The organism is Chordicoccus furentiruminis (assembly GCF_019355395.1).
GTDB lineage: Bacteria > Bacillota > Clostridia > Lachnospirales > Lachnospiraceae > Chordicoccus > Chordicoccus furentiruminis.
On record NZ_CP048829.1, the window covers coordinates 1,595,499 to 1,609,354 of the forward strand.

11 protein-coding genes, 1 tRNA gene and 2 pseudogenes are annotated in these 13,856 nt (G+C 48.0%); 11 read left to right on the forward strand and 3 right to left on the reverse strand.

Annotated features, from left to right (window positions below; translation table 11 throughout):
* Positions 1-11: 11 nt before the first annotated feature.
* The 3 genes and pseudogenes from G4C92_RS15185 to G4C92_RS07540 all read right to left on the reverse strand — a co-directional run bounded on the left by G4C92_RS15185 (position 12) and on the right by G4C92_RS07540 (position 2,197).
* A pseudogene (locus G4C92_RS15185) lies at positions 12-485 on the reverse strand (ISL3 family transposase).
* Positions 486-532: 47 nt separating this feature from the next.
* Positions 533-1,384, reverse strand: a complete 852-nt coding sequence (locus G4C92_RS07535; RefSeq protein ID WP_274941931.1) for a transposase — start codon at positions 1,382-1,384, stop codon at positions 533-535.
* 495 nt (positions 1,385-1,879) lie between these two features.
* Positions 1,880-2,197, reverse strand: a complete 318-nt coding sequence (locus G4C92_RS07540; protein ID WP_274942048.1) for a hypothetical protein — start codon at positions 2,195-2,197, stop codon at positions 1,880-1,882.
* Here G4C92_RS07540 and G4C92_RS07545 point away from each other — a divergent pair.
* From G4C92_RS07545 to G4C92_RS07585, 11 genes and pseudogenes are all read left to right on the forward strand, one after another.
* A pseudogene (locus G4C92_RS07545) lies at positions 2,097-3,384 on the forward strand (IS1380 family transposase). The gene G4C92_RS07540 and the pseudogene G4C92_RS07545 sit on opposite strands and share 101 nt — an antisense overlap.
* 455 nt (positions 3,385-3,839) lie before the next feature.
* The gene (locus tag G4C92_RS07550) at positions 3,840-5,189 is read left to right on the forward strand and encodes an ISL3 family transposase (RefSeq protein WP_274940130.1); all 1,350 of its coding nucleotides are present in this window, start codon (positions 3,840-3,842) and stop codon (positions 5,187-5,189) included.
* Between the two features lie 273 nt (positions 5,190-5,462).
* Complete coding sequence (locus G4C92_RS15190) at positions 5,463-5,945, forward strand: transposase (RefSeq protein WP_408611764.1); 483 nt, start codon at positions 5,463-5,465, stop codon at positions 5,943-5,945.
* Positions 5,946-6,055: 110 nt separating this feature from the next.
* On the forward strand, positions 6,056-6,724 hold the full coding sequence (locus G4C92_RS15195) for a hypothetical protein (protein WP_408611765.1): 669 nt from the start codon (positions 6,056-6,058) through the stop codon (positions 6,722-6,724).
* Positions 6,631-6,963 carry a transposase gene (locus tag G4C92_RS15200; protein WP_408611771.1) on the forward strand — a complete coding sequence of 111 codons (333 nt, stop codon included), beginning with the start codon at positions 6,631-6,633 and terminating at the stop codon, positions 6,961-6,963. Before G4C92_RS15195 ends, G4C92_RS15200 begins: the two co-directional genes overlap by 94 nt.
* A gap of 528 nt (positions 6,964-7,491) precedes the next feature.
* Positions 7,492-8,259 carry a ParA family protein gene (locus tag G4C92_RS07560; RefSeq protein ID WP_274941932.1) on the forward strand — a complete coding sequence of 256 codons (768 nt, stop codon included), beginning with the start codon at positions 7,492-7,494 and terminating at the stop codon, positions 8,257-8,259.
* Positions 8,259-9,947 carry a ParB/RepB/Spo0J family partition protein gene (locus tag G4C92_RS07565; protein ID WP_274941933.1) on the forward strand — a complete coding sequence of 563 codons (1,689 nt, stop codon included), beginning with the start codon at positions 8,259-8,261 and terminating at the stop codon, positions 9,945-9,947. Before G4C92_RS07560 ends, G4C92_RS07565 begins: the two co-directional genes overlap by 1 nt.
* 10 nt (positions 9,948-9,957) lie before the next feature.
* The gene (locus G4C92_RS07570) at positions 9,958-10,476 is read left to right on the forward strand and encodes a DUF4446 family protein (protein ID WP_274941934.1); all 519 of its coding nucleotides are present in this window, start codon (positions 9,958-9,960) and stop codon (positions 10,474-10,476) included.
* Positions 10,477-10,561: 85 nt separating this feature from the next.
* A complete protein-coding gene (gene serS, locus G4C92_RS07575; RefSeq protein WP_274941935.1) occupies positions 10,562-11,854 on the forward strand; it encodes a serine--tRNA ligase in 1,293 nt (430 codons plus the stop codon).
* Positions 11,855-11,980: 126 nt separating this feature from the next.
* Positions 11,981-12,859: a DUF3881 family protein gene (locus G4C92_RS07580; protein ID WP_274941936.1), complete on the forward strand. Its 879-nt coding sequence runs from the start codon at positions 11,981-11,983 to the stop codon at positions 12,857-12,859.
* A 382-nt stretch (positions 12,860-13,241) separates the two neighbouring features.
* Positions 13,242-13,315 (forward strand) — tRNA-Arg (locus G4C92_RS07585).
* Positions 13,316-13,856: the final 541 nt, after the last annotated feature.

Below are 13,856 nucleotides of genomic sequence, written 5' to 3' on the forward strand. Positions count from 1 at the left end.
GATAAGGCTCTTCAGGCATCCCTGTGGGCAAGAAATGCCGCTTTTCTCCGTAATGAACCCGCTTTCGCAGGTTTAGATTTTCGGTTAGGGAGCAGGGCCTGGATTTTTGAGCATACCAGATACACCATATCCATCATGTTCTGTATATTCCGGAACCCATATGCTTTGCGGATAATCAGTTTGATCTTGTTGTTGGCTGCTTCAATCCTTGCGTTGCTCAGTCCCAGTCGGATTGTATTCAGAATGTGCTCCTTATGGCGCCGGATCTTTTTATAAAGATCATGGAAAGCCGGTATCCTGCTGTGGCTTGCTTTCCAGAGTCAGTGCTTCAGATCGGCCTCAGCCTGCCTGACATCCGTCGATTTCAGAAGCAGCCGCAGGGATTCTTTCAGGCAGTATGCCCGGTACAGCTTTGGATCGCCTGCCCGGATCATATCCAGACGGATCCTCTGATTCTCTGTCAGGTTCTCCGGTGCTTTGCCCAGAGAATAGGCAGACTGTTTGAGTGCAGAAGCCTGCTCCCGCGCTTTCTTTACCTTTTCAGCAGCCTTGTCAGCTGACTTCGGACGGCCGCGTTTCCGCGGGTTTTCTGCAGCAAGCTGCTTGCCTTCTCATAAGCGGCGCGCCCGCGATCCCTGCGGACCTCGTCCAGAGCTTCCATGGCCCATTCAACCACATGAAAAGGATCAACGCAGCGCTCGCAGTCCGGAGTAAACTCGTTTACACAGTCAGTGATCCAGCGTGCATCGCCGCCGGTGACGACCTTGATACTGGCCAGCTGCTCGTCCGTCAGAGTCTTGTAGAACTGCTCGAGAACCGACCTGCCGTGGCTGTCAGCCACCCAGACAACGGTATTGGTGTCGTGGTTAACGATGACGGTGATGTACTTATGCCCCTTGTGGTAGCTGGTTTCATCGATACCGATGCGGACAAGGCCATCCAGCCGTCTGGAACGTTCCGGTTCAAGGTCATGCAGACTTCTGGAGATACAACTTCCGACTGTCTGCCAGTCGATGCGCATGAAGTTTGCCACGGCGCTTCTGGGCAGGTATTTCGCGAGCCAGGTGACGGTCAGGTCAAACTCTTTTGTAAAGCTGCTCCCGGGATAAGCCCACGGAACTGCAGCCGTGACAACACCATGCTTCGGACAGCAGACTCTGTGTGTAGAGTATTCAATCTCTACCAGGATGCCGCCCCAGTCCAGTCCTCTCCTCACCTTTGGTTTTTTCGTTGGCTGGTCATATCCCTGACAGTGTCTGCCACAGAAGGGGCAGTCATTTTTATGCCAGACATTCGGACGGGCCTTGATGCGGATATGGGTCACGCCATCCTGATCGTTGTAAATACCGTGGGATTCTACAACAGCGTTCTTGATATTGAGCATTTCTTACATAAGGTATCAGCAGAAGCCATCTTGAGCCTTTCTTGTATCGTTGATGTTTGGCCGCTGATACTTTACAGGAGCCAGGGTGGCTTTTGCAATATGTAATTGTAGTCAAAGGCGAGGGATTTTACCCACAATCATGCCCGAAGCCTCAAATTTTGACGTGATATGTTTCACGTGAAACATCGATGACCGGACAGTAGTTATTATAAATGATTATGTCATGACTGCCAGCATCAGCTTGAACACGAATGAAAGATAATGAGTCAATAAATCTGAGTATTGATAGGTTACGTTTCAAGTGATGCATTAATAGCCGGATGATCAAACTGCAGAATATTCTGCGGTTGCTGCCAACGGTAGCACGAACACGAAAAAATGTGAGTCATTAAATTGATATGTAAGTGTGATGCGTTTCACGTGAAACATCAATGACTGGATGATAAATAATGCAGATTGTTATGCAGTTACGATTGATGATGTCATGAGCACAAATTAACCTGAATTATTCACCGTTACACGATGATTGCGGCTGAAAGCCACAAAGTTGCTTTGTTTTTCAAGCTTTTTGCTTTCATCTGATAAGTGAACATAAAAGAGAGCTCGATATCTGGTAAAATGTGATTGTTCGAAGATCAACAAAATACCAGAGAAAGGAGCTCTCATGACGATCTTATCAACCACATCTCTTGAAAGCAATAAGCGTGTCAAAATAAATTTTAATGATGGCAATTTATCCTCTGATACAGGACTTCTTCTGATCAGTGAATTCGCCAGTAAGGTTGGGCTGACCAACCTTGTGAACAGAATCATTAAAACCAATGATACCCACTTCATTCCGTTTCCATGTTGATCCGGATAATCTCTTGCAGGTTATCTTCCCAATCATTGCTGCATATTTCGAAGATGACTGCGCAGATGAACTGACAAATGAGCCTGTATGGACAGAGATCCTTCGGAAGAAAGTACTTGCTTCCCAGCCAACCCTGCCAAGATTCTGGAACAGGATGGATGAGGATACCCTGAAGCAGTTCGATATCATCGACCAGGCTATGCGGAATACGGTCTACAGCGTGAGGCATCCTGACTTTATGCTGTTCGACCTGGATTCCACTCTCCTGAATACCTATGGGAATCAGGAAGGTGAAGCTTTCAACTACCATTACCAGGCACATGGCTATCATTCGCTGCTATGCTTCGATGGCCTTACTGGAGATCTGCTGAAGGCGGAACTGCGGGATGGGAGACAGTACTGCAGCAAGGGATCCGGTGAATGCATGACTCTGCTGATGAAGAAATTTCGTGAGAAATATCCTTCAGTCGGCCTTTACCTTCGCGGAGACAGCGGATTTGCTTCTCCCGAGCTGTATGAGGCTTGCGAAGAGCATGACTGCAAGTATGCGATCCGTTACAAGGAGAACAAGAAGATCAGGGAATTCGCCGCCTCCGAAGACGAAGCCCTTACCCGTGCGACAAAGGACAACGTCGTTGCCTACGCTGTAGAGTACGGAGAGTTCATGTATCGGGCTTCGACATGGCCTCATTCCAGAAGAGCAGTATTCATGATAGAGAAGCCATATGGCCAATTTGTCCATATGTACACCTTCGTCGTGACCACGATGGAAATGTCACCGGATAAGGTGATCCAGTTCTATTGTGGCCGCGGAAAGATGGAAAACTTTATCAAAGAAGCAAAGCGCGGATTTGACTTTTCTTCCGTAAGGAGCCATTCCCGTATTGTCAACACAAACAGGCTGCGTGCACATATACTGGCATACAACTTATTTAACTGGTTCCGCCGTCTGGTTCTGTCCGTAAAGATGAGAAAGCTGCGGATTGATGCCATCAGGCTGAAACTGCCGAAAATTGCCGCCAGGGCGGTGCATTCAGCGGGATATATAACATTCAAGCTGTGCAGCAGCTGCCCTTATAAGGAAGAGTTCTTCGAAACTCTGGCAAATATAAGAGCATTAAAACCTGCTCCACTGCTGGAATCGTAACAGTTACCGGCGGCTCTGCCGCCATAAGCGAATCTTGATTTTTGAGGGTCAATCACTTTTTCTGTGTGCTTGATGGTTACTGGTTACGTACGCCACCCTTGACTGAACCTGTCAGAAACGCTGCGGCTTAAGTGCCGACGGTGAAGAACTCAAGAACAGCCTGCCTTCTTCACCATATCGGCTGCTCAGTATAGCGTTTCTGCCAGAACCCGCCAAGGGCAGGCCCTGCTTCGCAGGGTGGCTGTTTCTATGCCTCAGGCTCAGGAGCCTAAGAACAGCCTGCTTATAACACTTTGCACCTTTACACTTGAATAAAAGAAGGATCATCCTGTAAGGTTGTACGTATCATCCTGGCAAGATGAGATACCACAATCCAAAGGAGACCCTTCATCATGCAGTATATCCGACCTGAGGCTGACGGACAACTCACATTTGCAGAATCAACAGATTTTTTGATGATTCCGTGCTGCCTGTATGGCTTCCATAATACGGAGACTACCGTTCATGAAGCGGTATCCGGCAGAAAAGTCTTCTGCTACCACGGTACGCTGGATGTCCCTCCGGAAGAAACGGTCTGTCCGGAGTGCGGCGCGAGGATGCATGTGAACCAGCATCCGGAGATCACTCTGCGGCATCTTTGCATCGGCGGGAATCTCTCCAGTGTTGTGTTTCCGCATAACCAGTTTCGGTGTCCGGAATGCGGCGGGACACATTCCCAGTTCATCTCTTTTAAAGCGGATGGGCACCGGATCACGGAAGAACTGTACCAGTACACCCGGGATCTTTTGGCTCATGGAACATATACACTCAAGCAGGTTTCCGAGATCACCGGCCTTGGGAAAAACGTTGTCAAGGCAATCGATAAAAAGCGCCTGCAGGATGCGTATACGATTGACGGCAAAAAGCTGCGTAAGCCGGAACATAAGGCAAAGTTTCTTGGTATCGATGAGTTCAAGCTGCATAACGGGCACCGCTACGCTACGCACATCATCGACATGGAGCGCGGCCACGTCCTCTGGATCGGCCACGGCAAGAAGAAGCAGGTCGTCTACGACTTCATTGACCATGTCGGGATGGAGTGGATGGAAAGCGTAGAAGCTGTCGCCTGCGACATGAATTCCGATTTCCAGGAGGCCTTCGAGGAGCGCTGCGAATGGATCCAGCCGGTATTCGACTACTTCCACATCGTCAAAAACTTCAATGATAAGGTGGTCAGCGAAGTCCGGCGCGATGAGCAGAGACGGCTCACTGAAGAAGGAAACCTCGAAGCAGCCAGGGCACTCAAGCGCACCCGCTATATCCTTACGTCCAGCCGCTCGACCCTTCAGCGGAAGGATCAGGAAGCATCTGAGGGCAAAGTGTTGTCAAAGGGCGGCGGTCTCTTCAATAAGGAAGAGGTCATCCGGAAGTCCGGATATGAGGCAAAGTATGACGCGCTCCTTGCGGAAAACGAGCTCCTGTTCACGCTGGATCTCATCAAGGAGAAACTCAGCGAGGCGTACCGGCAGACCAGTGAAGTAGTCATGGCGGAGATGATGACTGAGACCATAGATATCTGCTTCGCCACAGGGAACAGACATCTGCGGTGGTTCGGCCGCCTGATTGAAAACCACTTTGAAGGTATCATTGCCCATGCGACTTACCGGATCTCAGCCGGAAAGATCGAAGGACTGAACAACAAGATCAAAACACTCAGGCGGCAGGGCTATGGCTATCCAGATGACGAATACTTCTTCCTGAAGATCTTCGACATCAGCCGTCGGGACTATGACCGGAACCCTGCATCACACAGAAAATGTGACTGAGCCATTTTTGAATCGGTCCCCTACATTGTGGACAGGTCTATCAGTGCGCCTATTCATATGCGGATAACTCGTTTTCAAAAAGCGAGATACGATTTTCAAAGGGTTTCTCCCGTGGGTTTGGGAAATCCCAACCTCGGTGAATCATTCAGGTTAAATTTCTTAAAATTTCATTCCCGGAGTATCAAAAACCGTGTACAAAGCAAATAACAATAAGCAAAATTCCCTTGATGATTTCGAACAGCCTATGGGTATGCATCTCAATGCGGAGAACCGTTGGGTTCGGCTGGCAAAAATCATTCCGTGGAGCAAATACGAGAGCAGGTACTCCGACCTCTTCAGAAGCATAACAGGAAATGTTGCCAAACCTTTTCAGATGGCACTCGGTTCGTTGATCATTCAAAAAGACTTGGATTCTCCGGCCGTGAGCTTGTAGAGCAGATCATCGAGAATCCGTATCTGCAATACTTCATCGGTCTTCCAAAGTATCAGGAGACTGCCTCGTTTGATCCCAGCGCACTGGTTTCATTCCGTAAACGCATTGATCTGGATATGGCGGTGTTCCTCAATGATTCGATCCTGGCGGACACATCCGCAGAACTGCCAGAACGTAAAAGGCTGTCGAAGAAACATGACAGAGGCAGGAACGATAAAGGCAATCCATCCGGTGGCGGCAAACTTGCAGAGGCTAAGCAGCCAGAGGGTCAGAAAACTGAAACAGCTTCTCCGTCCAACACTGGTGATAAAAAATCAGCATAGTCAGATGAGCAGCAAGCCAACGCAGGAACATTGATGATTGATGCCACATGCGCTCCGTCCAATGTCCGCTTCCCGCAGGACTTTTCACTTCTGAACGAGTCCAGAGAGAATTGGGAGGGATTATTCGCAGGATCTGTAAGGATAACGGAGAACACCTTCCAAGGACATACTTCCGGGAAGCCAGGAAGAACTACCTTGGACTGGCAAAATGCAGACGCAAAGATTCAAAGAAGATCCGGAAGGTCATCCGTAAGCAGCCTGGCTATGTGAAGCGTGATCTCGGATACATCGATGAATACCTGGGAAAGGGATATGTCCTGCAGCCGAAGGAACAAAAACGGCTGGAAACAATCCGAAAGGTCTGCAAACAGCAGAAAGAGATGTTCGACAACCACAGCCACAAGGTTGCGGACCGTATCGTAAGCCTGAGTCAGCCATATATCAGGCCGATTGTTCGCGGAAAGGCCAAGTCACCGGTTAAATTCGGAGTCAAGTTCGATCTCAGTGTCGACGAGCAGCATTTGGACGGATCGAGAAGATCACCTTTGATGCCTATAACGAGCCGTCAACCCTGCATGGTGCCATTAAAAGATACAAGAAACGGACCGGGCACTATCCTGAACGAGTTCTGGAGGATCAGATCGATCGGAACCGTGAGATACGGAAAAACTTTAAGGAACATGGAATCCGGATGGATGGTCCAAAACTCGGCAGGCCTAGTGCAGCGCCTTCCAAAGAAGAACGGCGCACAGCCTGCCGGGATAACACCGACCGTATAGAAGTCGGACGCAGCTTCAGTTTGAGCAAGCGCTGCTACGGATTGGGACTGATCAGGACCAAACTTGAAGAAACCTCATATGGATCGGTTGGTCTTTCAATCTTCGTGACGAACCTGTTCAGAATCCTGGACAGGTCTGGAGTATTGTTTTTTGTTTTTTTCAAGGAACGGTTCCGTGGCGCCCTGAGTGCCAACGGAATTAACCGAACCGGACTCATTTTGATGTTGAGCCCGCTGTGATTTGATTTTTGTCGGTCTGCCGCCGATGATTTTTGTGATCGGCCAGTGGACAGCAAAAAAGGAAGTCGACTTAAACAGCAGACATTAACTACACTGATTATAAAATTAGTTGCAAGATCCAGCTCGAATAAGCCGTTTTGAAGATGGTTTGTTGAGTGAAAAAGGACGCTTCAGATATTATAAAGCGGCAGATAGATACGGAAATATACGGAAACAGAATTCAGACAACATCCATGAGTTGTTATGTTTCACGTGAAACATACTTGACAAATACATGGGTGAACTGAAATATGCAATGTTCAGATAAGTACTTGAAACTATGCAGGTCTTGCAGCAGGTTTGCTTCTGTCAGCGAACGGTTGTGATTGCTGAGTTTGATTATGCAACAAATTGACGGCTTCAGTATGGGACAAAGGATGGATTCTCTCGTTTTCTTTAATGTATACGCGTGTTATAATGGCCGTATCTGCAAAACGACATGACGGGTGATGTTTCTGCACATCAGGCTGCAAGTAAAGGAAGTACGTAATGGGCAAAATTATCGCGATCTCCAATCAAAAAGGCGGCGTTGGAAAGTCAACGACTGCCATAAACCTTTCTGCGTGTCTGGCAGAACGCTTGAAAAAAGTCTTGATTATTGACTTGGACCCTCAGGGAAATACGACGAGCGGGCTTGGAATTGATCGAAATGAAGCCGAACATACCGTATATGATTTACTTGAGGGAGGCGCTGATGTTGAAACATGCCAGATCCGTACTGAGTTCGGCAGACTGTACGTTGTTCCGTCAAACGTTGACCTGGCTGGCGCTGAGATTGAAATGATGGATATGCAGGACAGGGAGTTTTTGCTTAAAAAGGCTTTAGCAGACGCTCGGAAAAAATATGACTATATTTTGATAGACTGTCCGCCTTCGTTGTCATTATTGACATTGAATGCTTTATGCGCTTCCGATAGTGTGCTGATTCCGGTTCAGTGCGAGTATTACGCATTGGAGGGACTCACGCAGTTGATGAAGACTGTGAATCTTGTGAAGGAGAGACTGAATCCCGATTTGTCTGTGAACGGAATTGTCTTCACAATGTATGATGGCAGAACCAATTTATCGGCCGATGTTGTGAAAAACGTCAAGGACAACCTTGACGTATATGTTTATAAAACAATTATCCCGCGAAATGTCCGTCTTGCGGAATCTCCAAGCTACGGGCTTCCAATTATTCGATATGATTCTCATTCTACTGGAGCGAAGAGCTATCGGGAACTTGCTCATGAATTTGTAAAGAGGAGGAAGAACTGATGCCGAAAAGAGGCGGATTAGGACGGGGACTGGACGCACTGATCCCGCCGGAACGAAAGAAACAAAAAGCGTCAAAAACAGATGAAAACGAAGTGACGATTGAGAAAGGTGTCAAGTCGACAAAGAAGGAAAAAGCCAGGGCAAAGCAGCAGAAAAACTTGCAGATCCGAAAAGAAACTTCTTCGGAATCCAAAAACGAAGGGCTGAATGGCGAAGAAAAGGATGAATCAATCATCTTTGACTTTGAGGCACCGATTGTCTTTGGAAATGGTAAGAAAGAGAATGCGTCATTAATCGAATCACAGAACATCCCTGCGGAGAACGCGGATTCGGATTTTGCCGATGAAGCCATCGATCCTGCAGGTAGAAGTACAGATGATGCGATAAGCCGAGATGAGATTGACAGCGCTGCTGAAGAGGAAGATCAGCCTCTCTCTACTCCGAATTCTGCCGAGCGTGACAGTGAGCTTGAATTGAAGACGACGGAACTTACCACTGCAGATGAATCTGTTTTGAACAAGAATGATGCACAGACATCCGTTGCAAAGAATGGAGAGGAAAAGCAGGAATTGCCGGAATCAGATCAGGATACGTCTTCCGAAGATACGGTGCACTCAGATGACATAGAAACAGTAAAGAACCTGAACGAGGCAGACGATAGAAACAATACTGAAAAATCAGATATTCCTGCTTCGCCTTCTAATATTGAGAAAACAAGTGATGAAGAAAACGGGGATCATCACAGACTAAGTATGAGTTTCGATTCGGATTCTTTTCGAGGTACTGAAGAAGATGACATGAATGAAACTGAATTCGATCGTGAAGGCCCTCATACGAATGCATTCGAGACTTCAGAAGAAGAGGTGAAAAAGGAGAGCGACAGAAATACTGAACGCGGAGAGGTGATCATGATGCGGATCTCACTTGTGGAGCCGAATCGGGATCAGCCACGCAAGTATTTTGACGATGATGCCATTGATGAACTGGCAGATTCAATCCGACAGTTCGGGATTATTCAGCCTCTTCTGGTCCAGAAGAAAGATGATTACTATCAGATTATCGCAGGTGAAAGGCGGTGGAGGGCGGCGAAAAAGTGCGGCCTGAAGGAAGTGCCTGTCATAATTCGCCGATTTTCGAATCAGGAAGCGGTTGAAGTCGCGCTGATCGAAAATATACAGAGGGAGGATTTAAATCCGATTGAAGAAGCCAGAGCGTATCAGCGGCTGGTGAACGAATATGCGCTGAGCCAGGAGGAGGTCGCCGGAAGGGTATCGAAGAGTCGATCGGCTGTGACAAACTCCATGCGTCTTCTTCGCCTGGATGAATCAATTCAGGCGATGGTTGAGACGGGGGCTATTTCTGAAGGTCATGCCAGAACGCTGATTCCGCTTCCGACTGCAAAAGAGCAGCTTGAACTGGCTGAGAGAATTATAAAGGAAAAACTTTCTGTAAGACAGACGGAGAAGCTGGTCAAAGAACTGCTGAAGCCGTCAGAGAAGAAACGCAGGCAGACGGATGAAAAAAGAGATGTTCTTCTGCAAGAACTCTCCGAGCAACTCAAGCATTCCTTAGGAACGAAAGTGAGTATTCGTCAGAGCGGAAAAAATAAGGGGAAAATCGAGATTGAGTATTACTCGGACGAAGAGCTCGACCGACTATATGAACTTCTTCGTTCATTAAACGCATAAGGGGAGAAAAATGAATACCGTGTTTGATGCGATGGGGATTGATGCCGGCGTGATGATTATTCTGCTGCTGGTGCTGGAAATTGTCCTGCTGATCGCTGTTTTCAGCAGTTCTATGAAAATCAGGCGGCTGAATGCAAAGTATACGAGCTTTATGAAGGGTCAGAACGGTGTCTCGCTTGAAAAAGACATCAATAAAAAGATGACCCGGATCGATAAATATGCGAACAGCATCGGGTCGCTTGATGAAACGATTCAAGCCATCTCAGATGTCCAGAAAAAGAGTATTCACAAGTATGGAATTGTGAAGTATGATGCATTTGATGATGTAGGCGGAAAACTCAGCTTTGTTCTTGCGCTTCTGGATGACAGCGACAGCGGATTTGTTTTGAACGCGGTTCACAGCAAAGATAATTGTTTTCTGTACATCAAGGAAATTGTGAAGGGTGAATCCTACATCCTGCTGAGCAGTGAAGAGGTGGAAGCTCTGCGGATTGCCCGTCGGTACGGGGTGGAAGAAGCCGTTGACTGAGAGGTCAACGGGACAGCAGTATACGCCTGACAGAGAAAAGCCGGCCTGAATCGCCTGACCGGTATGACAGATTAAGAGGAATAAGATGCTTGATATTAAATTTTTAAGAGAAAATCCGGATGCAGTAAAAGACAACATCAGAAAGAAATTTGAGGATCAAAAGCTTCCGCTTGTTGATGAAGTGATCGCACTTGATAAGAGAAACCGTGAGATCAAGGTGGAAGTACAGGCTATGCAGGCCGAGGTGAATAAGACTTCCAAGCAGATCGGTGCGCTGATGAAGCAGGGAAAGAAAGAGGAAGCGACACAGATCAGGGATGATATTGCCAGAAGCAAAGGAAAAATTTCAGAGCTGGAAGCTGAGGAACGGCAGGTCGAAGCGGACATCCGCAAACGTATGCTGGTCATTCCGAATATGATTGATCCGTCGGTTCCGATCGGTAAGGATGATTCGGAAAATGTCGAGATCGAGCGTTTCGGCGATCCGGTTGTTCCGGATTTTGAGATCCCTTATCATACGGATATTATTGCCCGGTTTGATGGCCTGGATCTTGATGCGGCGAGAGACCGCGTAGCGGGCAATGGATTCTATTATCTGATCGGCGATATTGCCCGTCTTCATTCCGCGGTTCTCGCATATGCGCGTGATTTCATGATCGGAAAGGGATTTACTTACGTCATTCCACCGTTCATGATTCGGGGCGATGTGGTTGACGGTGTGATGAGCTTCGAGGAAATGGATGCGATGATGTATAAGATCGAGGGAGAGGATCTCTACCTGATCGGTACGTCCGAGCACAGCATGATCGGCCGTTTCAAAAACCAGATCATTGACGAGGAAAAGCTGCCGCTGACACTGACGTCCTACTCGCCCTGCTTCCGGAAGGAAAAAGGCGCGCATGGCATTGAGGAGAAGGGGCTGTATCGAATCCATCAGTTCGAAAAGCAGGAAATGATCGTCATCTGCAGACCGGAAGAGAGCATGAAGTGGTTTGAGCAGATGTGGAAGTACACAGTTGAACTTTTCCGTTCTATGGAGATCCCTGTGCGCACATTGGAGTGCTGCTCGGGCGATCTTGCGGATCTGAAGGTGAAATCTCTGGATGTGGAGGCCTGGTCGCCGCGTCAGAAGAAGTATTTTGAGGTTGGATCATGTTCCAACCTGGGTGATGCTCAGGCACGTCGTCTTCAGATCAGAGTGAAAGGTGAGGACGGCAAAAAATATCTAGCGCATACACTGAACAATACGGTAGTGGCTCCGCCGAGAATGCTGATCGCTTTTCTTGAGAATCATCTCCAGAAAGACGGATCCGTTACGATTCCGGAGGTTCTCTGGCCGTATATGGGCGGCACAAAGGTGCTGGTTCCGAAAAAGTGAGACGTGATGCCCCGGCGACGGACTTTGCTGCAAATGACGCGGGCTGAAAACGGACCTGCGGAGAGCCGGGATGAAGCTGTCAACCAGTGTTTTGCCCCCGTCCTTTCGGGCGGGGTGAGTTTGTCTATGCATACATACCTTGAGTCAATCGGATTTAAGCGGATCACAGGACACCGCGAGCTGGAACGTCTCAACCGTGACACGGTCCTGAACTTTGACAGACGCTCGCTTTTTAAAAATGATTCCGGACGAGTATACGGCGCTTTTTCAAAGAACTACGCGGCGGAAATCGGAATTACGGTCTGCGGTGAATTTGATGAGAATGGAGATTTTCATCCGGAATACTCGCTTCCGTTTTTTACCGGCGCAACGGTCAGCATGAACCAATCTGTTGACTTTGAGAAACATGCCGGAGAGGAGTCTTATGCAGGCGCGTGCGAGGATCCGAGAATCGGGGCAACCGTCATCTTCTATCTGCTGAATATGGGAGAATACAAGGCAGCTGCGACGAAGACACCGCTTTCGCTTGATCCCCGTTCGATCCGGCTTTCCGCTCTGGCAAGGGAGGGGACGATTCTGCTCCCTGTTTATCAGTCAGAATCGGATGAGCAGCAGGGAATCAAGGCCAGAGAGAGGCAGATTAAGCTGATATCAGATGCCCGCGGAGGGGATGAGGAGGCAATTGATGCGCTGACGGCGGAGGACATGAAGGATTACTCCATTATTTCGAAGCGCATTCAGAATGAGGATGTTTTTTCCATTGTCGAAACCTGTTTCCTTCCTTACGGCATCGAGTGCGATCAGTACAGTATCTGTGCCAATATTCTTTCCTGCACGCCGGTCAGAAACTTATACACAAATGAACTGATGTATCAGATGCAGGTGGAAACCTGTGATGTCAAGTTGGATGTTTGTATCAATGCGGATTCTCTGGAAGGTGTGCCCAAGGCAGGACGCAGATTCCGCGGGCTGATCTGGCTTCAGGGAAGTGTGGATTTCGGCTGATGTTGGATTTGCAGGAGCGAAAATCTTTACATTTCAGCCGGAAGATGATATCCTTAGTAGGAATGCGGATTCTCGTGACGCGGGAATCCGTGCATATCAAAAGCAGTGAATGCCTGTCTCTGTAGCTCAGCAGGATAGAGCGTCCGCCTCCTAAGAACGTTTTTAACAAACGACTCGGAGGATCCTGAATAACAGGATGGGCGTTCGATCCGAACCGACTGCGGGACAAAAATGAGCGAAAGTTCTAACGAAGGCGTTATGGGTGTTATGAAACACCCGCCCCGTATTAGACGATTTTCATTAGACGTTTTAGAACTTTTCCTCGCGAGGGCCCGATCCTCCAAGGTCAGAAAACCTTGAAAATACGGGAAAAATTAAAGATGTTTCTGTAGCTCAGCAGGATAGAGCGTCCGCCTCCTAAGCGGAAGGTCGTGGGTTCGAATCCCGCCAGGAACGCTAATTTGGAGGGCGGGGACCGAAAAAATCGGTTCCCGCTTCTTCTATCTCACAAGACGATTTCCGTCTAAAATCCCCCTCTACATATTAGCTGGAATCTAAAATTTCGCCGATTCTTCTAACGAGCCGATTTTTACCCGATTTCCGGGGTTCCGGTTCAACGAAGGCGTTTGTAGTGCTGATCACGCGAGCGCACCGGTGATAATCCGCGATCATTAGAGATCATTTCTCGCAAATGCCTGAAAAAGCGGGCTTTTCTCCTTTGATTTGATTTTTCATCCTATAGACAGAGTTCCTCCCCTTTCCATCTTCAGTCCGCCTCAGGCACAGATTCCGGCTAATATTTTTCCTTCTTCGTTGAACTTCATGCCGGGAAATTTTAGTTCTTCTAAAAGCACCCGCCTCGCATTGAACCTCCGTACATAGCCCGTTTCCGACCTGTAGCTGCAGTAACGAAGTGGGCTTTTTAGTACCATAAAAGTGTAGTTGTTAGAGAGTAATTAACTCTGACATCTGCACTTATTTTTTATAATAGGGGGAG